The sequence below is a fragment of the Sphingomonas sp. Leaf198 genome, assembly GCF_001424005.1.
GTDB lineage: Bacteria > Pseudomonadota > Alphaproteobacteria > Sphingomonadales > Sphingomonadaceae > Sphingomonas.
The window spans coordinates 966,262-988,774 of sequence record NZ_LMPX01000002.1 but is presented as its reverse complement, the minus strand read 5'-3'; the positions used below and the strand labels follow the sequence as shown (position 1 = coordinate 988,774).

Sequence of the window (22,513 nt, the reverse complement as noted above, 5' to 3'; positions counted from 1 at the left end):
CGGCTGCCCAGCGTTGCCGATCGGGGCGATGTTAGTATCGCCCACACCCGGACGTTCAGGCTGGCGATCCGGGCTCCCAATAACGGCCGTTCGTTAAGCGCGGTCGTTCCCGTTTCTCCGTCTACGATTGGCCATTTCGGGAAAGAGCAATTGGGAACAGATTTTGAGAAAGCGAAACCCGCAGGCTTCCGTCAACGCGATCGAGGCGCGAGACTCCCGCCAGACGTTCCTTTTCGAGAAAGCTAATCACTCGTTTGCCTCACTCGCCGCGAAATAAAATTACGGCCAAATGGCACCCTTTTCGCCTAATCCTCGATCTTTTAATCGAGCGATCGCGTCGTCATTCCACTTCTGACTGCCGGAAAAAAGGTTGATAGAACGTGCGGTCTGAGGCCAATCGCGATCGCGTAGTAAATTCATGTCAAGCGCAACGACAGATGCACGAAACTCTTTAAGCCTGTGCTGTCTTTCCAATCCCGGTAACTCGACTAACATTTTGCAATTAGCAAGCCATAGCCGCTCTAGATTCGCTCCATTCAAATCTACCTCGACAAGTTGCAGCTGATCCTCCACGCGTAGGGCTGACAGCAAGCTGAAGCGTGATAGATCGCCCAGCGTGCTCAAACCTCTCACGCGAAGAATTTGCAGCATCTCAAGGGTGGTGCTGGACATATCATCAATATGTAACCGCCCACCGAGAACGAGCGTTAACTCTTTGAGGCTTGGAATTGCGCCTACGAAGTCTAAGGGATGCGTTTTCGCATAGGCGCCCAAACTCAACTTCCGCAAACGCGGTAAGCCAGCAATTGCATGTATGCCTTTCGAGTGACCGTTGATGAACAAATCCCTGAGCGATTCACATTTCGATAAGGGATGTAGGTCGATATTCCGCTTACGGTTTTCTATTAAAACCAGCCGCTCTAATTTATGGAGCTCAATTGTTTGCAAAAAGTCGGGCTGATCGAATTCAAACACGCCAAATATTAGTCTTTTTAGATGCGGGAGCTTACCCACTTCCTCCTCTTGGAGGATCTTAGTAAGGCAGTCGACTCCTAGGTCGCGCACTTCAGGTAGATGACGTAGCATCGTGGCGTCGAACGCCCCTTGATAATGCCCGTAAAAACGAACTTGAAGACTATCCGGCGCAAGCCGGCACGCTTCGTTCAGAAGGCTCAGCTTGGCTGGGGTGTAGGCATCGGGCCTGCCGAATTGGACGACCAACTGTCCCCTCTTCGCGCAGGCCTCCGCGAGTTCCCCCGGATCGATCGCTATGGGGTCGTTTATCCGTCCGCCATCTATGTTGAGCATATACGTCCTTTAGCTCCAGCTATCCCGAGGGTTCCGGATCCCTGCTTTAGAGGATGTGAGGCTCAAAGGCGTTCTCGTTTACCCATCCTTTTCGGGAAAGGCGGCAACTGCCCAACGTCGGCTATCGCCACCCGCCCTCCCGAAAGCAGCCGGTTCGCTTTCCTCCCATTCCGGTCATTCCGCTTATGCCTAGTCGCAGACATGGGCTCCCTAGCCGTGATTTGGCGGATATGCCCTCGCCGAACCGCGCGCCAGTACGCGACCAAGTGCGCCGGGCGGTAATCTCGGCCCCGAGCCAATCGCCGAGATGATCGAACGCTGCGATTAATGGCCGGTTCGGCCGGATGCGCTCCCGGTCGTTGCCCTGTAGAAGCCGTCCACCTGCACGCCTCCGGACGGCCGACACCGTCTCTGGCAGCAGCGACCAAAGGAATTGCATCTGACATGACCAGCATCCTCAAGAAAATCGAAGCCTATAAGCGCCAGGAAATAGAGGCCGCGAAAGCCACGGTATCGCTTGCCGACCTCCGGGCGATGCAAGCCGATCAAGAGGCTCCACGCGGCTTTCACAAGGCCCTGGTCGCCCAGCAAAGCGCCGGCCTGTTCGGGCTCATCGCGGAAATCAAGAAGGCCAGCCCGTCCAAGGGCCTGATCCGTTCGGATTTCGATCCGCCCGCCCTCGCACGCGCGTATGAAGCAGGCGGCGCGGCATGTCTTTCGGTGCTGACGGATGCGCCGAGCTTCCAAGGTGCGCCTGCGTTCCTCACCGCCGCTCGTGCGGCCTGCAGCCTGCCGGCGCTGCGCAAGGACTTCATGTTCGAAACCTATCAGGTGGACGAAGCCCGCGCCTGGGGTGCGGACTGCATCCTGCTGATCATGGCATCGCTGTCCGATGACGACGCGGTTCGCCTCCAGGACAGCGCGTTCGCGCTGGGCATGGACGTTCTGGTCGAGGTCCATGACGAACCGGAGATGGAGAGAGCGCTGAAACTGTCCTCGCCGCTGATCGGTATCAACAATCGAGATCTGCGGACCTTCGAAGTCAGCCTGACGAACAGCGAAAAGCTGGCGCCGATGGTGCCCGGCGATCGCCTGATCATCGGCGAAAGCGGCATTTTCACGCATGCCGATTGTCAGCGGCTCCAGGCTGCCGGCATCACCTCGTTCCTGGTCGGCGAGAGCCTCATGCGAAAAGACGATGTCGAGACCGCGACGCGCGTTCTCCTGAAAGGCGAAGACGCAAGCTGATCCAGGAATAGCCGCGAGCGGAATTCTCGACCCGTCATCCGCGCCCTGCTCGTGCCCTCCCCCGAAGGGGAGGGGGCGGGTCAGGGCCGGATCACGCGGGCGCGCCAGGTCGTGATGAAATCGGCATTGCCGCGGCATTCGCGCATTGCCGACTGTTCGGAGAGGCGGAATCGCTTGCCGTCCCAGACGAAGCGCTGGTGGACGCCGCAGTCGCCCAGGCCGCGGCCCTTGGCGTCGCTGGTCAGGACGCCGTTTTCGAACGCGCCGTTTATGACGCTTTTGACGGGAGTGCCCGAGTCGGCGCCGGTCGCCTCGAAGCCTGCGGGGGCGTCGAACTGGGCTGGGGTGATCACGGCGCCGTCGACGATGAAGAGCGCGCTGATCAGGTTGTAGGCGCCGGTCGAGCAGGGGAAGATCACCAGCGACTTGCCGCCGCCGAGCGCGTGCGTTTCGGGGGTGAAGCCCTCGGCGCTGCAGGTAGCGCGTTTGCGCAGCGTTGCGATCTGGGCGGCGGTAAGCTTAGCGGCAGTGCCCGAGGGCGCGATCGTGGCGATGGCCGGGAGAGGCGGCGTGGGCGCGCGCGACGGGGCGGGGCCCTTGGCGACGATCGCGGCGGTGCTGCCGACGCGGCCTTGCTGCGCGTCGATGTAGCGGAGCGCGGCGGCGGCACCCTTCAGCGACAGCGTGGCTAGTGTGCGATTATCCGCTCCGCGTACGGTCAACGTCGTGCCGTTCGCCATCGCCGCGGCGAGGCCAGCAGCGTCGCGTACCGCGGTGGGTTTGCCGTCGACCGCAAAGCCGGCGGGTTGCGCCGCGTGGGCGTTGTCCGTTGCGATCTTGACCGAGACTGCGCCGGCGGGGCCGGGTTCGCGCGTGATGTTCAGCGTGATCGGTGATCCCTTACCCGTTGCAATGCCGGCTTCGGGCAGCAGTGCGGCGAGTGTGCATCGCAAGCCGTTGTCGCAGCCGACCGCCCAGTCGCCGAAGGTCTTCAGCCCGCCCGGCGTCGGCTTCAAGTGGGTATCGGTGACGGTCTTGGGCGTGGCCGGTGTCTCGCGTGTCTCCGTTGGCGCGGCCGCGTTGCGCGTTTCCGGCGCGGTGGGCTGCGAGGGCGGTGAGCAACCAGCCATCGCCGTGGCGATGATCGAGACGGGGAGCAGGGCCGAGTGTCGCATCATCTGTCGATCCTAGTATTTCACGAGAGTGCCGGAAAGTCGTCGGGCAACCTTCCACCGTGCCGTGGCATCGCTCAGGCGACGATGATCGACGCGGCGCGATTGGCGTCGAACAGCAGGTGGACGAGGCCGGGGGCGGGACGGGCGACGGCGTGGACGCCGAGCGCTTCGAGCGACGATAGCGAGGTGCGGTCGGCGTCGTGCAGGCGGATACGCAGTCGCGCGCCGTGGCGGGTGGCGGCCTCGATATTGTCGGTGCCGCCAAGTGCTGCGATCGTCGCGGCTGTCAGGCGGATGTCCGCCGGGACTTCGGTTGCCGGTTCGGCGACGACCGGAGCTGGGCCACCGGCGGCGATCGCGTCGCGGATCTCGACCGCGACCGAGTCGGCGATCGGGCCGAGCACGATCTGGAGCGCCTTGTCGGACGGACGGATCAGGCCGCGCGCGCCGAGCGCCTTGAGCCGTGCCTCATCCACCGCGCCCTGGTCGACGACGATCAGGCGCAGGCGGGTCGTGCACGCGCCGACGCTGGTCAGGTTGGCGGCTCCACCGAGGGCTTCGGCAAACGCTGCTCCACGCTCGCTCTTGGCGACCGCCGCGGCGGCTACCGGCGCATCGCGCTCGCGACCCGGCGTCGGCAGGTCGAGGCGCTTGATGACGGTGCGGAACAGGACGTAGTAGATCGCGGCATAGGCTAGGCCGACGGGGATCAGCAGCAGCGGCTTGGTCGCCTTGCCGTAGTTCAGCACGTAGTCGAACAGCCCGGCGGAGAAGCCGAAGCCCAATTTCACGCCGAGCGCGTTCATCAGCGCCATCGATAGGCCGGTCAGCACCGCGTGGATCGCGTAGAGCACCGGTGCCAAGAACATGAAGCTGAACTCGATCGGCTCGGTCACGCCGGTCAGCGCCGAGGTGAGCGCAAGGCTGAGCAGCATGCCGCCGACCGCTTTGCGGCGTTCGGGCAATGCCGAATGGTACATCGCGAGACAGGCGGCGGGCAGGCCGAACATCATGACGGGGAAGAACCCGGCCATGAAGGCACCGGCGCTGGGATCGCCTGCGAAGAAGCGCCGCAGATCGCCCGTCGTGCCGTGATAGTCACCGGCGACGAACCAGACGATGTTGTTGAGCAGGTGATGCAGCCCGGTGACGAGCAGCAGGCGGTTGAGCAGCCCGAACGCGAACAGGCCGAACCCGCCGGCGCCACTGATCCCGTAGCTCAGGCCGTCGATCCCGGTACTGAGCGCGCCGAAGCCGAGGCCGACGACGATGCCGAGTACGAGGCCCGCGACGCCGCTGACGATCGGCACGAACCGGCGGCCACCGAAGAAGGCGAGATATTCGGGGAGCGCGATGGCGGAGAAGCGGTTGTAGAAACTGCCGCCGATCAGGCCGGAGAGGATGCCGATCGGGACGTCGAGCCGGGCGATCGCCTTGGCTTTCCAGGCGGCGGTGGCGAGCGCGATCGTGTCGCCGGTCAGGCCTTTGAGCGCGTCGGCGGGGACGATCATCAGCGCTTGTGCGCCCTGTGTGGTGACGAGGTAGCAGACGACGCCCGCGAGACACGCGGCGCCGTTGCCGTCGCGCGCGAACCCGGTGGCGACGCCGATCGCGAACAACAGGCCGAGGTGCGAGAAGATCGCGTCGCCGGCAGCGCTTAGCACGGCGATGTCGAGCAGGTCGGGTTGGCCGAGGCGCAGCAATAGGCCGGCGACGGGGAGCACCGCGATCGGCAGCATGAGCGCGCGGCCGAGCGGCTGGAGGGCTTCGAGCACGGACTTCATGGGCGGAACTCCCGGGCGAGCGTTCGCACGTCCGCGGCTGAGATGCAGTTCATGGCGGCTGCGGCATGGGCGCGGCAGGCGTCGATCGTGAGCGTCGCGACCAGCGCCTTGATCTCAGGCACGAGTGCCGGCGCGGACGAGAGTTCGGTAACGCCAAGCCCGATCAGGATCGGTACCGCGAGCGGATCGGAGGCGAGGCCCCCGCACACGCCGGTCCATTTGCCGTGGACCGCACCGCCTTCGCAGGTCCGCGCGATCAGGCGCAGCACGGCGGGGTGGAGCCCGTCGAGGTCGCTGGCGACCGCTGGATTGCCGCGGTCCATCGCGAGCGCATATTGCGTCAGGTCGTTGGTGCCGATCGACAGGAAATCGGCTTCGCTGGCCAGCAGGTCGGCGGTGACCGCGGCGGCGGGTGTCTCGATCATGATGCCGAGCGCGACATGCTCGGTGTGGCCGGTCGCGGCGGCTGCGGTGTCGAGGGCGGCGCGGACCGCGCGGAGCTCGGCCAAGCTCGCGATCATCGGGACCATGATGCGGCACTGGCCGGCGGGGCGCACCGCGAGGATTGCGCGCAGCTGGGCGTCGAGCATCTCGGGATGCGCGAGGCCGACGCGGATGCCGCGCAAGCCGAGCGCCGGGTTCTCCTCCGCGGCGATTGGGAGGTAGGGCGCGGGCTTGTCGCCGCCGATGTCGAGCAGGCGGACGATCAGCGGTCGACCGTCGAGGGTGTCCGCGATGCGCTGGTAGTCGGCGGTCTGTTCCGCGACGCTCGGTGCGCTGTCGCGTTCGAGGAACAGGAATTCGGTGCGGAGCAGGCCGCAGCCTTCGGCGCCGTTGCGGACCGCGGCCTCGGCGTCGTCGGCCGAGCCGAGATTGGCGAAGGCTTCGATCCGGACGCCGTCCTGCGTGCGGCATTCCTGCGCGGCGTTGGCGAGCGCGGCGCGGCGGCGTTCGGTCTGCGCGTCGAACGCGGTTTGCGCGGTCGCCTGCGTTTCGGCGTCCGGTGCGACGTGAAGCAGGCCTGCGCCGGCGTCGAGGATCAGGGGCGTGCCCGCGGCGATCTCGGCGAGGGCGGGGCCGACTGCGACCAGGGCAGGCAGGCCCATCGTCGCGGCGAGGATCGCGACGTGCGAGGTCGGACCGCCGCGCTCGACGCAAAAGCCGACGATCGAGGCAGTGTCGAGGCCGAGCAGGTGTGACGGGAGCAGGTCGTCGGCGAGCAGGATCGTGCCGGGCGGGAAGCTCAGGCGTTCGTCGAGGTCTTCGCCGGCGAGCGCGCGCAGCACCTGGCGTTCGAGATCGAGCATGTCGTCCGCGCGTTCGGCGAGGCGGGCGTCGCCGGTCGCTTTGAGCGCGTCGGCCTGTGCGCGGATCGCGGTGCGCCAGGCGTAGGCGGCGCTGTCGCCTTGCGCGATCGCGGCGTGCGCGGCGTCGGTCAGCGTCGGGTCGTCGAGCAGGGCGGTATGCGCGGACAGGATCGCGCGCTCGGCGCCGGTCGCAGTGGCCGACTTGCTCGCGAGACGGTCCGCGACCAAGGCGAGCGCGGCGTCGAGTGCGGCGCGTTCGGCGGTTGCGCCGGCACCCTCGCGCGTCACCGCGATCTCGGCGAGGCGGAAGAGCCCGGCCTGGCCGATCGCGATGCCGGGGGAGGCGGTCACGCCGGGCAGGCGACCGTCGGCGGGGAGGGTGACGACTTTAGACGCCGCGCCCTTCTGTTCTCGCGCGGAGGCGGGTGTGCGGGGCCCAGAGGCGTTATCGTTCGTGGCTACTGGGCCACCGCCTTCTCGGGGGAAAACGGACGTGGGGGCGGATGCGGCCGATGCGGTTCCGCCCGCCCCCGCCTTCTCACCCATGCCGCCGAGGATCAGGTCGCCGATTGCGGCGAGCGCGTTGGCAGCGTCGGGGCCGGTGGCGGCGAGCGTGATCTCGTCGCCGAGCTTTACGCCGAGTGCCATCAGCGAGACTGGGCTGCGGACGTTACCGTCGCGCTCGTCCTTCGTGATCTTCACGTCGGACACGAATTTCCGTGCGATCTCGCCGATCCGGGCCGCGGGCCGCGCGTGGATGCCGTGGACCAGCGGCACGACGATCGTGCGGCGGACCGTGTCGCCCTCGACCACCGCCACGTCGGCGGCATCGCGCGGTTCGAGCGTCATGATCGCCTCGCCGACGCCGACCAGCTTGCCGGTTTCTCGGCGAACGATCGTGAAGCGCTCGGGGTTGGTGACGATCACCGGCGTGATGACCGCGCGCGCCTCGCAGACCAGCAGGTCGAGGTCGAAGCGGATCAGCGGATCGAGCCGCTGGACGCTCGCACCCTCGGTCACGCAAGGGCTGAACCCGCGCCCGCCGAGCGCGACCGTGTCGAGCCCGATGTGCATCAGGATCTCGGCACCCTCGGGCGTGCGCAGCGTGATCGCATGGCCGCTTGCGTGGACGCTGAGCACGACGGCGTCGCACGGTGCGTGCAGGCAGTCGCCGGTCGGATCGACGGCGATCCCGTCGCCCATCATCCGTTCGGCGAAGACCGGGTCGGGGACCGCCTCGAGAGGCGATGCCCAGCCCTGGAGGGGCGACGTCAGGATGATCGGCTTCATCGGTTCACGTCCTGCCCGCGACGAGTTGGCCGCCGATCCAGGTGCCCGCGGGCTTCAGATCGGCGGTGAGCGCGACCCAGTCGGCGCGCAGTCTAGGCGCGAGCGCACCGCGTTCGTGCGACAGACCGAGGAAGGCGGCGGGGTTGGTCGCCGCCATCGCCGCCGCGGCAGGTACGTCGGCCTGCGTGCGAGCGACGAAGTTGCGGACCGCGCCGGCCATGTCAAGATCGGAGCCGGCAAGCGTCCCGTCCTCGCCGAAGCACTTGCCGTCCTCGACATGGATCAGCCGCCCCTGAAGGTGGAAATCCTTGTCGACCGCGCCGACCGACGGCATCGCGTCGCTGACCAGCATCAGCCGGTCGTTCGGGCGGGCATTGAGCGCGAGGCGGAGCGCGGCGTCGTGGACGTGCAGGCCGTCGGCGATCAGCCCGCAATAGACGTGGCGATCGTCGAGTGCTGCACCGACCACGCCGGGCGCCCGGTGGAGCAGCGGCGACATCGCGTTGAACAAATGCGTGATGCCGGTCAGCCCTGCGCCGACCGCGTCGATGATCGTCTCGTAATCCGCATCGGTATGGCCCGCGCTGACGATCACGCCACCGGCGACCAGCCGCGCGATCGACGCCGCATCGGTCAATTCAGGCGCGAGCGTCACCATCACGCGACCCTTGCGCGGACGGATCAACAGTTCGATCATCGCATCGTCGAGCAGACGGAACTTGGCGGGATCGTGGATGCCTTTCCGCGATGGGTTGATCCACGGCCCTTCGATATGCGCGCCGACCACGCCGGGAACGCCAGCCAGAATCGCGGCGTCCATCGCGTCGAGCGTCGCCGCGATCACGTCGGGCGTGTCGCTGATCAACGTCGGCATGAAGGCGGTCGTGCCATAGGGCAGATGCGCGGCACCGATCGCGGCGATGCCGGCGACGGTCGGCTGGTCGTTGAGCAGCACGCCGCCGCCACCGTTGACCTGCGTATCGACGAAGCCGGGGACGAGCCAGCCGCCATCCAGATCGACGACGCGATCGATCGCATCGGACGGCGTACCATCGAATGCGTCGATCGCGGCGATTCGATCGCCATCCACGGTGATCGTCGCGCCGTTCAGCAGCGCATCGCGCGTGACGATCGTACCGTTGACGAAGTGCATCCGAAGACCGTTCCTACCGTCGTTGCTCATAGTCTCGCCGCTCATACCGTCCGCGTGACCTTGCTGAGATGAAGCGGTGCGTCGGGGTTCAGCCCGCGGCGAAGCGACAGCGCATTCGCCATCCGGTAGAAGCTCTGGATCATCAGGATCGGCTCGATCGCCGGGTGGGCAGTCAGCGCAACGGGGGTGCCGTCGGCATCCGCCTTCGCATCCGCCAGGCAGACGACCGCACCGCGTGCGCGAAATTCTGCCGCCGCCTCGCGGACGCCGTCGCCGGCCGTGTCGGAGGTCGCGAACGCGATCACCGGGAAGCCGTCATTGACGATCGCCATCGGGCCGTGGCGGACTTCGGCGGCGCTGAACGCTTCGGCATGGAGCGCGCAGGTTTCCTTCAGCTTCAGCGCGGCTTCCTGGGCGATGCCGTAGCCATAACCGCGGCCGATCACGAACAGGTTGTTGGCGTTCGCCAGCGCGTCGACGATCGGCGACCAGTCGGCGCCGAATGCGAGCGTCAGCATGTCCGGCAGCGTGTCGACTGCGTTCGCCAGCGCGTCGTTCTGCGACCAGGCCGCGGTCAGGCCTGCGAACGCCGCGAGCGCGCAGATGTAGGATTTGGTCGCCGCGACCGACTTCTCCGGCCCAGCCTTCAGCGCGATCAGCGTGTCGGCCATTTCCGCGAGCGGCGAGGTCTCGTCGTTGACGAACGCGACGACATAGGCGCCTGCATTCTGATACGCGGTGACGGTGGCCAGCAGATCGGGGCTGCGGCCGCTCTGCGATACCGCGATGACGAGCGCGGTGCCGGGCGCCATCGGCGCGGCATAGACCGACGATACCGAGGGGGCGGCGGACGCGACGGGTACGCCGAGCAGCGTCTCGATCAGGTACTTGCCATAGGTCGCGGCGTGATCCGACGAGCCGCGCGCGCAGGTCACCACCACAGCGGGCGGTGCGGCACGAAGCCGTTCGCCGAGCGCGGCGAACGCATCGCGGTTGGCGGACAACAGCCGCGCGACCGCATCGGCGGATTCGGCGGCTTCGCTGAACATCAGCGTCCGGGTTTCGTCGTGCAGCGTTTCGTTTTGAAGCGTGCCGTCTTGCAGAGTGCCGTCTTGCAGAATGGACGCGCGGTCCTGGATAGTCTCGTTCACTTGATGCCCCCCGGCCGACGCGCGCGCGCCGACGTCAGATGTCGTTGAGTTCGGCGACGAGGTCGTACGCGTCGCCACGGTAATAGGATTGGGTGAATTCGGCCGCCCGACCGTCGCGCAGGAACCCGCGGCGTTCGATGAACAGACCCGCATGCCCCGCATCGACGCCGAGCATCTTGGCGTGTTCGGCGCTGAAATGGACCGCGCGCAGGCGCTGCAACGCGCGCACCTGGCGATTGCCGGCCACTTCGAGCGCCTTGTACAGCGAGTCCTGCACCGCATCGATCGATGGCAGGCAGTATCCCGCGATGGTGGTGTATTCGAGCGCCATCGGCACGTCGTCGGCATAGCGGATACGCTGGAAGCGATAGACCGCGGAGCCCGGTGACAGGCCGAGCGAGAGCGACTCCTCGGGCGTGACCATCCCCATCGTCCGGCTGACCCAGGCGCTGCTCGGCGTGCGGCCGCGCGAGATCATGTCTTCCGAAAACGACGAGAGTTTCGAGAAGCTCTTTTCGACGCGTGTTGCGACGAACGTCCCGGCGCCGCGACGCCGCGTCAGCAAACCTTCCTCGACCAACCCGCCGATCGCCTTGCGCACGGTGATGCGCGACACGTCATATTCCACCGCGAGATCGCGCTCGGCTGGAATGGCGTCGTCCTTCGCCAGCACGTTGCGGTTGATCGCGTCGCGGATCAGCTGCTGGAGCTGGACGTAGAGCGGGGCGGGGTTGCCGTCCCGGAATCGGCCGATGCTTGTGGAAAAGGACATGTAGGCGACTTTCGCTGATGCCGGAGCGGGCCTCCGATAGATGCAGCCCGGCAACCGATCTGGGATACGTTATGTATTGGTATTGTTCAAGCGGCTTGATGTAACATGTCTGTAAGAACCGCCTTGAGGGCTCGAACGCGGTCGATGTCGGTGCGGCGTTGCCCTGCGGTCGTGAAGCCGAAACGGCGTTCGCGCGCCAGGGTCTGTGCGTCGGCAACCTCGTCGAGATCGGATGCAATCGTACCGCACGAGGCGTGGATCTCGACGATCCCGACATCGAGAAACGCCGCGACATTGTCCGCGTCTATGCCGCTTCCCGCCAGGATGACGATCCGTCCGCCCGCGCGACGCTGCAAGGTGGCGAGCATATCGAGGCCATCGATCGCCTTCGGTGCGCCGCCGGACGTCAGCACGCGGTCGAACCCGAGCGCGATCGCGGCGTCGAGCGCGGCGGGCATGTCGGCGCACAGATCGATCGCGCGATGGAGCGTCAGTGATAGTGGCGCGCGCCGCGCTGTGCCTGCCGACCGGGCATGCGCGACAAGCGATGCCAGCGTTTCGGTGTCGAGCCTGTGGTCCGTGTGAGTGGCACCGATCACGACGCCGGCAAGACCGGCTTCGGCCGCCGCGGTGATGTCGCCCGCGATCATCGCCAGCTCGCGCGCGGTATAGTGGAATCCCCCTTCGCGCGGTCTGGCGAGCAAATGGACCGGGATTGGCGCGCTTGCCGCCGTGGCGATCAGCGAGGGTGACGGCGTCAGTCCGCCCAGCGCCAGCGCGGCGCAGAGTTCGACCCGATCGGCACCTCCGGCAAAGGCGGCGTCCAATCCCGCGATATCGTCGACGCATATCTCCAGCGTCATGGATGCCCTCCCGATCGTCGTAATTATATTACGTTTGGCCGATCGAATCGCCGGGTTCAATCCCGAACCGACAGTTTCTTGTAAGAAGTGGTATTACAATAACTTGGCACCGCGGCCGCGTACGTGTGTCAAAACGATACGGCAGAATCCGCTAGGCTATTGATACGACTATATATTATACGATCGCGTGATTGGCCTCCTGGGGTGGTAACCAAACTGTAATTTCCGATGGATTCTGAAAATCAATTGGTTATACATTAGGCCTGCCGGCCCACTCAGAGAGTAACCAAAACAGTACCAGGTGGCAGGTGATCGAAGCGACGCCGACAGCGTCGGGGGAAGGCGCTGCGGCGTCGATTAGGAAGGGGTTTCGACAATGATTTTCCGGAAGCAGATTTTGTTGGCGTCGAGCGCAGCGGTATGCGTCGCGATCATTCCAGCGGCGTTCGCACAGACCGATCCCGCGCCGTCGGCGACGCCGGTCGCACAGGATGCCGCCCCGTCGGCAACCCAGTCGCCCGCGCCATCAGCCGCGGCCCCATCCGCGCCATCCTCCGCAACCGGCGACGATATCGTCGTCACCGGCATCCGCGGCAGCCTGCGCAGCGCGATCGCGGTCAAGCGCAACGCCAACGCGGTCGTCGACGTGATCTCCGCCGAGGACATCGGCAAGTTCCCCGATCGCAACGTCGCTGAATCGCTGTCGCACATTCCCGGCGTCAGCATCGATCGACGCTTCGGCGAGGGCGAGAAGGTCGCGATCCTCGGCACCGATCCCGCGCTGAACCGCATGCTGCTCGACGGCCACGCGCTCGCGTCGGCCGACTGGGGCGGCAACGACAACGACCCGTCGAGCCGCACCTTCAACTATTCGCTGCTCGCGCCCGAGCTGGTCGATCGCCTCGAGGTCTACAAGTCGCCCGAGCCGCGCATCGAGGAAGGCAGCCTCGGCGGTACGGTCATCGTCCGCACGCGGCGTCCGCTCGACCTGAAGGCCAACGCGATCTTCGCGTCGGGCGGCTATTCGTACAATGACCGCTCGGACAAGGGTAACGTCCGCGGCTCGGGGCTGTACAGCTGGAAGAACAAGGACGAGACGTTCGGCTTCCTCGTCGCGGCCACCTACGACAAGCAGAGCCTGACCCGCGCCGGCGTCGAATTCTTCGGCTACGACAACGTCGCACCGAATGCCGACGGCACCTACAACAGCCCGTTCGTCAACCGCGCCGCCGATGGCACGCTGAGCCTCAAGAGCCCCGGCGCGACGATCACCGGCGGGACGATTTCGGACCTCTACAAGGCGGCGTCGCCGTTCGGCATCAACTACGCCTATTTTCAGCAGACCCGCGAGCGCAAGAGCGTGTCGGGCACGGTCCAGTACCGGCCGACCTCCGATCTGACGCTCACGCTCAACGGCCTGCACATCAACGGCAACTACAACAACTACAGCCAGTCGATGTACACGATTCCCGGCGCATGGACCGGTGACGTGCTGCAATCGGCCAACATCAGCAACGGCGTGGTCAACGCCGCCTCGTTCGGCGCGGCGACCAATCAGGGCTCGCAGCTCGACACACTGGTGCGCAAGACCAAGCTGAAGACCGACAACCTCAACTTCTTCGCGGACTATGAAGGCGACGGCGGGGCCAAGATCTCGTTCGCGGGTGGCTGGAGCAAGGCGGTCGGCGGACGCGATCCCGAATATCTGTTCAACGTGCAGACCAAGCTGCCGTACAGCTATGCCTTCACCAACAACACCGCGACGGTGAACTTCGTCGGCGATCCGACCAACCCGGCGAACTATTTTACCAACCCGAACAACAACCCGGCGCAGATCGAAGGGCGCCCGGTGATCGTGAACGGGACTCAGCTGAACGCCGCGCAGATCGGCGGGCAGGACTTCAGCGTCACCACCGACCGCGACATCTTCGGCGGCTACGACGCGACGATCCCGGTCGAGTTCGGTCCGTTCAAGGAAATCCTGCTCGGCAGCCGCGCGACCGACCATGTCAACCAGATCGACGCGCGCGGGATCAACACGTACCTCCAGTCGTCGCAGACCATCCCTCAGCTCGGTGCGACCGCGCTCGTCACCCCCAACGGCACGTTCGACGGCAGCGGCGGGCTCGGCAACGCGACGCAGTATCTGAACCTGCCGCAGCAGTCGGTGATCGATATCCTGTCGGGCGCGATCAACTCGCCGCTGGTGACCAAGATCGGCGCATCGACCAAGGTCCACGAGACGGTCATCGCCTCCTATGCGCAGGCCAATTTCGACCAGGGCGGGTTCCGCGGCAATATCGGCGGTCGCGTCGTCTATACCCGCGACGTCTCGAACTACGCGACCACGCCGAGCGCACAGGTCAACCCGCAGCCGGTGCCGACGCGGACCTCGACCGATTACCTGAAGTTCCTGCCGAGCCTCAACATCGCCTATTCGGTATCGCCGACGGTGATCGTGCGTGGCGCGGTGGCCAAGGTGATCTCGCGGCCGCGCTATCAGGATCTGGCGGCGGCGACCTCGCTCAACGACGTCACGCTCGATGGCGGCGGCGGCAACCCCAATTTGAAGCCGTATGAATCGACCAACTACGAGCTGACCGCGGAATGGTATCCGCGTTCGGGCACGCTGCTGGCGGTCGAGCTGTTCCGTCGCGACATCAAGAACTACATCATCAGTTCGCGTCAGAACGTCGATTACTTCAACGCGCTGCAGAACCGGATCACGACCTACAACGTCAGCCAGCCGATCAACGGCGCCAAGGCCAAGGTCAACGGCGTGCTGGTATCGGGCCAGGCCGAGATCTGGGGCGGGTTCGGCCTCCAGGCGAACTATTCATACCAGGACAGCAACACCTCGTCGGTCGACGTCAGCGGTGCGGCGCTCAACCTGCCGTATCTGTCGAAGCACACCGTCAACGTGATCCCGTATTTCGAGAGCGGGCCGTTCCAGGCGCGGCTGAGCTACAACTACCGCACCGCGTATTTCCGGACGATCGGTCGTCTCGGCTCGCGCGAGATGGTAGCGCCGTACAACCAGCTCGATTTCTCGGCCGGGTTCAACGTGACGCCGGCGGTGACGCTGTCGGTCAACGCACAGAACCTGCTCGACGAGACGTATCTCCAGTATAACGCTACGCCGGATCGTCCGACCGCGTTCTACAAGAACGGCCGTACCTTCTCGGCATCGCTCTCGTTCAGGATGTAGCATCACCGGGTGGCGCGCCCTCGCGGTGCGCCACCCCCGTCCATAGGGGGCACGATATCGCCGCATGACATCGGAATGGATCAAGGCAGTGCGCAAGCGGATGGGGCATCTCGGTGTCCTGTCCGCGTTTCTCGTTCCGATGGGTCTGGCAACGCCGGCCGCGGCCGAGCGGATCGATCTGGATGCGGGGTGGACGTTCTGGCTGGCAAAGGACGCGCCGGCCGATCCGGCGTGGCTGAAGTCCGATCCCGCGAAGGTCGAAAGCGTCAGCGTCCCGCATAGCTGGCCGCTGTCGCGCGGTGCCAATTCCGAAGGCGTCGGCTGGTATGCGCGGACGCTCGTCGTGCCCGAGGCGATCGTCGGCAAGCATCTCGAACTGCATTTCGACGCGGTGTTCTACGCGGCGCGCGTCTGGGTGAACGGAACGCTCGTCGGCACCCACGAGGGCGGGCATACCGCGTTCGATCTCGACGTTTCGAAGGTGCTGAAACCCGGCGCGAACCGGATCGTCGTCGCGGCCGACGACCGGCCGGGGTTCGTGACGATTCCGGGCTATGCGATGCGCCTCGCTGGCTCTGGGAACGTCTGGTACGACTGGTGGCATAGCGGCGGGATCACGCGCGACGTGTCGCTGCGGATCGCCGAGGGCGGGCTGATCCGCCGCCAGCGTATCCGCCAGGTCCTGAAGGCCGACAGCGCGACCGTGACGAGCGCCGTCGCGATCGAGAATGTCGATGCCACGCCGCACACCTATTCCCTGACGTCCGTCGCGATCGATCCCGACGGCCGCGAGGTCGCGCGCGGTGAAAAGAGCGTGACGGTGGCCGCGTCTGCCGCCGCGACGCCCGACGCTGCGCTGACGATCGCCAAGCCGCAACTGTGGCAGATAGGTGCAGGGAAGCTGTACCGGATCGTCGCCGAACTCCGCGACGAGAAGGGCATGGTGCTCGACCGGCGTGAGGACACGGTAGGTCTGCGCACGCTCGCGCTCCGTGACCGGAAACTCTACGTCAACGGTGTCGCGGTGCGGCTGACTGGGGTGACGCGGCACGAGGATTCGCCGTGGGAAGGCGCCGCCGAAACGCGCGGCACGATCCTCCACGACATGCGCGATCTGAACGCATTGCACGTCACGCTGACACGGCCGGTGCATTATCCGCAGCCGCAGAGCGTGTTCGATGCGGCCGACCGTGCGGGGATGCTTCTCGTTCCCGAAATCCCGATCTGGCAGATGACCGCGGCGCAGCTGGGCGATCCTCGGCTGCTGGTACGTGCCAAGGCGATGATGGCCGAGATGATCGCCGAAAGCGGCAACCATCCGAGCGTGCTCGCCTGGAGCGTGATGAACGAGAGCGAGGCTGCGACGCCGCAGGGGCTCGCGTTCGTGAAGGCGATGAAGGCGCATATCAACGCGATCGATCCGGGCCGGTTCGTGACGTTTGCGGATTCGCAGATCGCAGAGCGTCCAGTCCGCGTACCCGCCCTGGTCGAGGCGGACTTCGTGATGGCCAACGCCTATTTCGGGACCTGGAGCGGCGGTGCGGACAAAGTCGGGCCGTGGCTCGACGCGTTCGACAAGGCGTATCCCGACCGGATGCTGGTGATCTCCGAATTCGGCTGGCCGGGGCCGTTCTCGCACGACTCCGCGAGCGCGGACGTCGCGCGTACCGACAACCTGAAGGACCAGCTTGCGGCGTTCGCGACGCGGCCCTGGGTCGGCGGTGCGATCTTCTGGAGCTATGCGGACTACCGCTCGAACAAGAACCTCTTCGCCGGGCTGGCCGATGGCTATGTCGATCACGGCCTCGTCGATGCCGATCGCCAGCGCCGCCCGAGCTATTTCGCGTGGGAAGCCGCCAACCGCGACGTCTCCGCGAAGGTCGATCTGACGATGGCGGGCGAGACGCCGACCGGCTTCACCGCCACCGTCATGGGCGCTGCGAAGGCTGCATTGCCCTCCTATCCGCTGGTTGGCGCGCGGCTGCACTGGCGCGCGATCGGCGGCGATCGCGTCGTGCTCGGCGAGGGCGAACAGGCGCTGCCGGTCATCGCGCCGGGCGGCACCGCGACGGTGTCCGCGGCCTGGACCGGTCGTCTTACGCCGGTCACGGTGACCGTCGATATCCTCACCGCGGAGGGTGCCCGCGCAGGCGGCGTCGTCCGCGACTACGAACCGTTCAAGGCTGGCTCCGCCGTCTATCCACCCGATCCAGCGCAATTGCCGAAGGACCCTAAATGATCCGTTTCCGCCCTCTGGTGCTCGCGCTGCTGATGTCCTCGACCGCGGCGGTGGCCGAAGGGCCGAAGCTGATCCCGATGCCGGCGTCGATAGAGCCTCACGCCGGCACGCTGACGATCGGCGAAGGGGCCGGGATCGTCGCTGGCGACGCAGGCGCGAAGACCGCTGCCAAGCTGCTCGCGCAACAGGTCAAGGTCGTGCGCGGGCTCTCGCTCGCGAGCGATGCCGGCACTGGCCCGATCCGGTTCGTGCGCGATGCGAGCGTGGCGGGGGACGAGGCCTACACGCTGACCGTCGATGCGAAGGGCGTGACGATCGCGGCGAGCGGCGATGCGGGCCTAGTCCACGGCGCGATGACGCTGGCGCAGTTGCTCAGCCCCGATGCGGCGGTCGGCAAGCCCGTGACGCTGGCGGCGATGACGATCCGCGATGCGCCGCGCTTCAAGTGGCGCGGGCTGATGATCGATCCGGCGCGGCATTTCGTGCCGATGCCGACATTGTACGCGATGGTCGATCAGCTCGCGGCGCAGAAGATGAACGTGCTGCATCTCCATCTCACCGATGATCAGGGCTGGCGCGTCGAGATCAAGCGCTATCCCGACCTGACCCGGATCGGCGCGTGGCGGACGCCGCCGTCTGCGGGTGGTGCGCCGGGCGAGAAGGTCGGCGGGTTCTACACGCAGGCCGAGCTGAAGGCGCTGGTCGCCTATGCGCAGGAGCGCGCGATCACGATCATGCCCGAGATCGACCTGCCCGGCCATGCGCAGGCGGCGGTCGCATCGTATCCGGCCGAAGTCGGCGTGCTCGGCGATCGGCCCGCGGTCGGTCACGACTGGGGCGTGAACCCGTGGCTGTTCAGCCCGGAGGATCGCAGCATGACTTTCATCAAGCACGTGCTCGACGAGCTGATGGACGTGTTCCCGTCGCAGTTCATCCATCTCGGCGGCGACGAGGCGGTCAAGGACCAGTGGGAGCGCTCGCCCGCGGTGCAGGCGAAGATGAAGGCGCTCGGGCTGAAGACCGAGATGCAGATGCAGAGCTGGATGATCGACCAGCTCGGCGAGTATCTCGCCAAGCACGGCCGCCGCCTGATCGGCTGGGACGAGATCCTCGAGGGTGGCTTGCCGCCATCGGCCTCGGTGATGTCGTGGCGCGGCGAGAAGGGGGCCGTCGATGCGGCGAACCAGGGGCATGACGTCGTGCTGAGTCCGGCGCCGATAATGTATCTCGACAGCCTGCAGAGCAATCGTAGCGACGAGCCGCCAGGCCGCATCGCGAACGGCGATGCGATCGTGCCGCTCGCCCGGCTTTATGCGTACGAGCCTGAGCCGGCGGGGCTCGCACCTGACAAGGCGAAGCATGTGCTGGGCGCGCAGATTAACGCGTTCAGCGAATATCTGGTGACGCCCGAGCAGCTTCAGCACGCGACCTTCCCGCGGCTGTCGGCGCTCGCCGAGCGGACCTGGTCGCCGAAGTCCGCGCGTAATTTCGACGACTTCGTGGCGCGGCTCGAACCGCAAATGGGGCGTTATGCCCGCGCCGGTATCGCCGCGGCGGACAGCGCGTTCGCGGTCGACTTCGCGATTCAGGGCACGCGCGGCGATGCGTTGCGTCGCGGCAAGGTGCCGGTGACGCTGGCGACGCAGACCGGCTACGGCACGATCCGCTACACGCTCGACGGCAAGGAACCGACCGCGCGATCGAAGGCCTATGCCACGCCATTGTCGGTGAAACCCGGCGTCACCATCCGCGCGGCGGCCTTCACCAGCGACGGCCGCCCGACCGCGGAACCGCGGCTGTTCGAGACGAGCCGGGTCGCGCTGCTGCGGCGGTCGAGTTCGGAGCTGGTCGCGTGCCCCGATGGGGCGATCGGGCTGCGCGTGCCGCTGACGTCGGAGGCGACGGGGAATACGCCGGTATTCAACGTCAACATCTTCGACACGTGCACGATGTATCCGGCCGCGCCGCTCGATATCGCGCGCAGCTTTACCGTCGATGTCGCGCGGTTGCCGCGGCATTACGGGCTGGCGCATGACGAGAAGGCATTGCGGCGGCATTACGCGGTGACGACGTACGGCGAGCTCGTGGTGCGCACCGGCGGCTGCACCGGCACGATCGCGGCGACCTTCCCGCTGCCGAACCCGGCGACGAGCCCGAACCGCATGACCTTCCGCGGCACGCTGCCCGTGGGCAAGGGCGATGCGGACATCTGCCTGTTGTTCACGGCGTCGATGGAGTCGCCGTTCTACGCGGTCGAATCGATGCAGCTGTCGGAGAAGAAGTGATGCGGCGTACGGCTCTTCTGCTGCTCGCCGCGATCGTCGCGACGCCCGCCTGGGCGGCACCACGCACGAGCGTCGTGCTCGACAAGGGCTGGTCGATGCGGATCGATCCGACCGATACCGCCGCGGTCAAGGCGCATCCGAAGGCGGCACGCTGGCTTCGCGCGACCGTGCCGGGCAGCGCGCAGACCGACCTGATGGCGGCGAAGATCGTCCCCGATCCCTACAAGGGCCTGAACGAGGCGAAGATCCAGTGGGTCGGGTTGACCGACTGGCAATATCACACCGTCGTGCGTGCGACGCCCGAACTGCTGGCGCGCGATCATATCGACCTGGTGTTCGACGGGCTCGACACCTTCGCCGAGGTGCGGCTGAACGGGACCAAGCTGCTGGCGGCGGACAATGCGCATCGGCGCTGGCGCGTGCCGGTCAAGGCGGTGCTGAAGCCGGGTGCGAACGAGCTGCTCGTCACGTTTCGATCGCCGATCCGGACGCTGCAGCCGATGGTGCTGAAGGCGAAGAACCCGCTGCCCGGCGAATATGATTCTGTGTTCGGCGACGAGCCGATGGGCAAGCAGACCTCTCCCTATATCCGCAAGCCGAAATACCAGTACGGCTGGGACTGGGGTCCCCGGATCGTCACGCAGGGTATCTGGCGTCCGGCGCGGATCGAGGCGTGGGACGACGCGCGGATCGAGGCGTTTCGTGTGACGCAGGAAGGGCTGACCAAGTCCGAAGCCCGGTTGTCGGCCGAACTCGACGTGGTGGCGGGCGGGGAGCGGCCGGTCACTGTGCAGGTTGCGGTCACCGGTCCCGACGGCCAAGTCACGCAGGCGGCGCGGACCGTCACCGTCGCGGCGGGCGCGAGCCATGTCGCGGTACCGGTGAGCGTCGCCAACCCGCAACGCTGGTTTCCCGCGGGCTACGGCGCGCAACCGCTCTATACCGTGAAGGCGACGCTGACCGACGGAACCGCGACGATCGACACCGCGCAGCGCCGCACCGGCCTGCGCACCGTCGAACTGCGTCGCGACAAGGACGCGCAGGGGCGGGGCTTCGCGTTCGTCGTCAACGGCATCCCGGTGTTCGCCAAGGGCGCGAACCTGATCCCGTTCGACATGTTTCCGGCGCGCGTGCCCGAAAGCCAGATCCGCACCGTCATGGCCGGCGCGCGCGATGCCAACATGAACATGATCCGCGTGTGGGGCGGTGGCTATTATCTCGACGACGCGTTCTACGACCTTGCCGACCAGATGGGCTTGATGGTGTGGCAGGACTTCATGTTCGGCGGCGCCGTCACGCCGCCCGACCGCGACTTCCGCGAGACCGTCCGCATCGAGGCGGGGGAACAGGTCGACCGGCTCCAGGCGCATCCCTCGATCGTGCTGTGGTCGGGCAATAACGAGGTGCTCAGCGGCTGGGCGAACTGGTCCGACCGGATCGCCTTCAAGAAGGCGGTCGGTGCGGACGAGCAGGAGCGGATCGGCGTCGGCATGGCGGTGATCTTCGACCGCGTGCTGCGCGACGCCGCCGAACGCCGCGATCCCGACGCGGTCTATTGGCCGGGTTCGCCGAGCAGCAATTACGAGGACAAGCCCGACATCGATGGCGATGGCGACCGGCATTACTGGGACGTCTGGGGCGGCAAGAAGCCGGTCGAGGCGTATCTCGACAGCTGCCCGCGGTTCATGTCCGAATACGGCCTGCAATCAATGCCCGAGATGAAGACGATCCGGACGTTCGCGACCGACGCTGACTTCTCGCCGACCTCGCCGGTGATGAAGGCGCATCAGAAGTTCCTCAAGGGCGAGGGCAACGACCGGCTGCTGTTCTACATCCGCGAGAAATACCGCGAGCCGCGCGACTTCGCCGAGTTCGTGTATCTGAGCCAGGTGATGCAGGCGGAGGGGATCGAACTCGCCGCGCTGCACCACCGCGCCTGCCGGCCGGTGACGATGGGGTCGCTGTTCTGGCAGATCAACGACGTCTGGCCGGGCGCGTCATGGGCGAGCATCGATTATTACGGCCGCTGGAAGGCGCTTCAATTCCGCGCGCGGCATTTCTACGCGCCGCTGGCGATCGCCGCCGAGCGCAAGGACGGGTCGACCAAGGTGAGCTTGATCTCCGACGCGACGGTGCCGACCGAGGCGAAGTGGCGCGTGCGGACGATCGACGTCGACGGCAAGGTCGTCGCGACGCGCGAGGAGGCTGCGACGCTGGCGCCCTTGTCCGCAACGGCGGTGGCGACGCTGCCCGATGCGACGCTGTTCGCGGGCGGCGATCCGACGCGGACGATCGCGGTGGCGGAGTTGCTTGTGGGTGACCGCGTAACGTCGCGCGTGCTGGTGTCGGCCGCGCCCAAGACGATGACGCTCCCCGATCCGGGACTGACCGCGACCTGGGAGACCAATCGCCTGACACTGACCGCCACCAAACTGGCGCGCGCAGTGTGGCTCGATTTTGGGAAGGTCGAGGCGACGCCATCGGACAATGCGTTCGATCTGTTGCCGGGGGAGAGTGTGACGGTGACTGTTGCTTCGAAGGCGTCCGCGGCAGCGCTGCGGCGTGCACTGACGATCCGCACTCTGGCCGGTGTCGCGGCGGTGAAGTCGTGATGCGCAACCACGCCACTACCGCCTCGTCATCCCAGCGAACGCTGGGATCCAGAGTTACGGACGCCGCCGCCCGTGGCTCTGGATCCTGGGTCGAGCCCAGGATGACGGAGGGGGGGAG

13 protein-coding genes are annotated in these 22,513 nt (G+C 66.3%); 5 read left to right on the top strand and 8 right to left on the bottom strand.

Going from position 1 to position 22,513, the window contains the following annotated elements; genetic code table 11:
• Nucleotides 1-279: 279 nt before the first annotated feature.
• A complete protein-coding gene (locus ASG20_RS11545; protein WP_056052229.1) occupies nucleotides 280-1,308 on the bottom strand; it encodes a hypothetical protein in 1,029 nt (342 codons plus the stop codon).
• Nucleotides 1,309-1,752: 444 nt separating this feature from the next.
• Between ASG20_RS11545 and trpC the strand changes: the two genes are divergently transcribed.
• On the top strand, nucleotides 1,753-2,556 hold the full coding sequence (gene trpC / locus ASG20_RS11540) for an indole-3-glycerol phosphate synthase TrpC (RefSeq protein ID WP_056052226.1): 804 nt from the start codon (nucleotides 1,753-1,755) through the stop codon (nucleotides 2,554-2,556).
• 80 nt (nucleotides 2,557-2,636) lie between these two features.
• Here the strand turns inward: trpC and ASG20_RS11535 are convergent, their stop codons facing one another.
• From ASG20_RS11535 to ASG20_RS11505, 7 genes are all read right to left on the bottom strand, one after another.
• Complete coding sequence (locus ASG20_RS11535; RefSeq protein WP_056052223.1) at nucleotides 2,637-3,734, bottom strand: DUF1176 domain-containing protein; 1,098 nt, start codon at nucleotides 3,732-3,734, stop codon at nucleotides 2,637-2,639.
• 71 nt (nucleotides 3,735-3,805) lie between these two features.
• Nucleotides 3,806-5,515: an N-acetylglucosamine-specific PTS transporter subunit IIBC gene (gene nagE, locus ASG20_RS11530; protein WP_056052221.1), complete on the bottom strand. Its 1,710-nt coding sequence runs from the start codon at nucleotides 5,513-5,515 to the stop codon at nucleotides 3,806-3,808.
• Nucleotides 5,512-8,112 carry a phosphoenolpyruvate--protein phosphotransferase gene (gene ptsP, locus ASG20_RS11525; protein WP_056052217.1) on the bottom strand — a complete coding sequence of 867 codons (2,601 nt, stop codon included), beginning with the start codon at nucleotides 8,110-8,112 and terminating at the stop codon, nucleotides 5,512-5,514. The genes nagE and ptsP overlap by 4 nt, the downstream gene beginning before the upstream one ends.
• Nucleotides 8,113-8,116: 4 nt before the next feature.
• Complete coding sequence (gene nagA / locus ASG20_RS11520) at nucleotides 8,117-9,310, bottom strand: N-acetylglucosamine-6-phosphate deacetylase (protein ID WP_236698765.1); 1,194 nt, start codon at nucleotides 9,308-9,310, stop codon at nucleotides 8,117-8,119.
• Nucleotides 9,307-10,314: an SIS domain-containing protein gene (locus ASG20_RS11515; RefSeq protein WP_056053102.1), complete on the bottom strand. Its 1,008-nt coding sequence runs from the start codon at nucleotides 10,312-10,314 to the stop codon at nucleotides 9,307-9,309. Before ASG20_RS11515 ends, nagA begins: the two co-directional genes overlap by 4 nt.
• 136 nt (nucleotides 10,315-10,450) lie before the next feature.
• Nucleotides 10,451-11,188, bottom strand: coding sequence for a GntR family transcriptional regulator (locus tag ASG20_RS11510; RefSeq protein ID WP_056052211.1), 738 nt, complete (start codon nucleotides 11,186-11,188; stop codon nucleotides 10,451-10,453).
• A gap of 86 nt (nucleotides 11,189-11,274) precedes the next feature.
• Nucleotides 11,275-12,051, bottom strand: coding sequence for a copper homeostasis protein CutC (locus ASG20_RS11505; protein ID WP_056052207.1), 777 nt, complete (start codon nucleotides 12,049-12,051; stop codon nucleotides 11,275-11,277).
• Between the two features lie 376 nt (nucleotides 12,052-12,427).
• Here ASG20_RS11505 and ASG20_RS11500 point away from each other — a divergent pair, with 376 nt between their 5' ends.
• From ASG20_RS11500 to ASG20_RS11485, 4 genes are all read left to right on the top strand, one after another.
• On the top strand, nucleotides 12,428-15,259 hold the full coding sequence (locus ASG20_RS11500) for a TonB-dependent receptor (protein ID WP_056052205.1): 2,832 nt from the start codon (nucleotides 12,428-12,430) through the stop codon (nucleotides 15,257-15,259).
• A gap of 64 nt (nucleotides 15,260-15,323) precedes the next feature.
• Nucleotides 15,324-17,498 carry a glycoside hydrolase family 2 protein gene (locus tag ASG20_RS11495; protein ID WP_056052203.1) on the top strand — a complete coding sequence of 725 codons (2,175 nt, stop codon included), beginning with the start codon at nucleotides 15,324-15,326 and terminating at the stop codon, nucleotides 17,496-17,498.
• Nucleotides 17,495-19,783 carry a beta-N-acetylhexosaminidase gene (locus ASG20_RS11490; RefSeq protein ID WP_056052200.1) on the top strand — a complete coding sequence of 763 codons (2,289 nt, stop codon included), beginning with the start codon at nucleotides 17,495-17,497 and terminating at the stop codon, nucleotides 19,781-19,783. Before ASG20_RS11495 ends, ASG20_RS11490 begins: the two co-directional genes overlap by 4 nt.
• Complete coding sequence (locus ASG20_RS11485) at nucleotides 19,783-22,395, top strand: beta-mannosidase (RefSeq protein WP_056052197.1); 2,613 nt, start codon at nucleotides 19,783-19,785, stop codon at nucleotides 22,393-22,395. The genes ASG20_RS11490 and ASG20_RS11485 overlap by 1 nt, the downstream gene beginning before the upstream one ends.
• Nucleotides 22,396-22,513 lie beyond the last annotated feature (118 nt).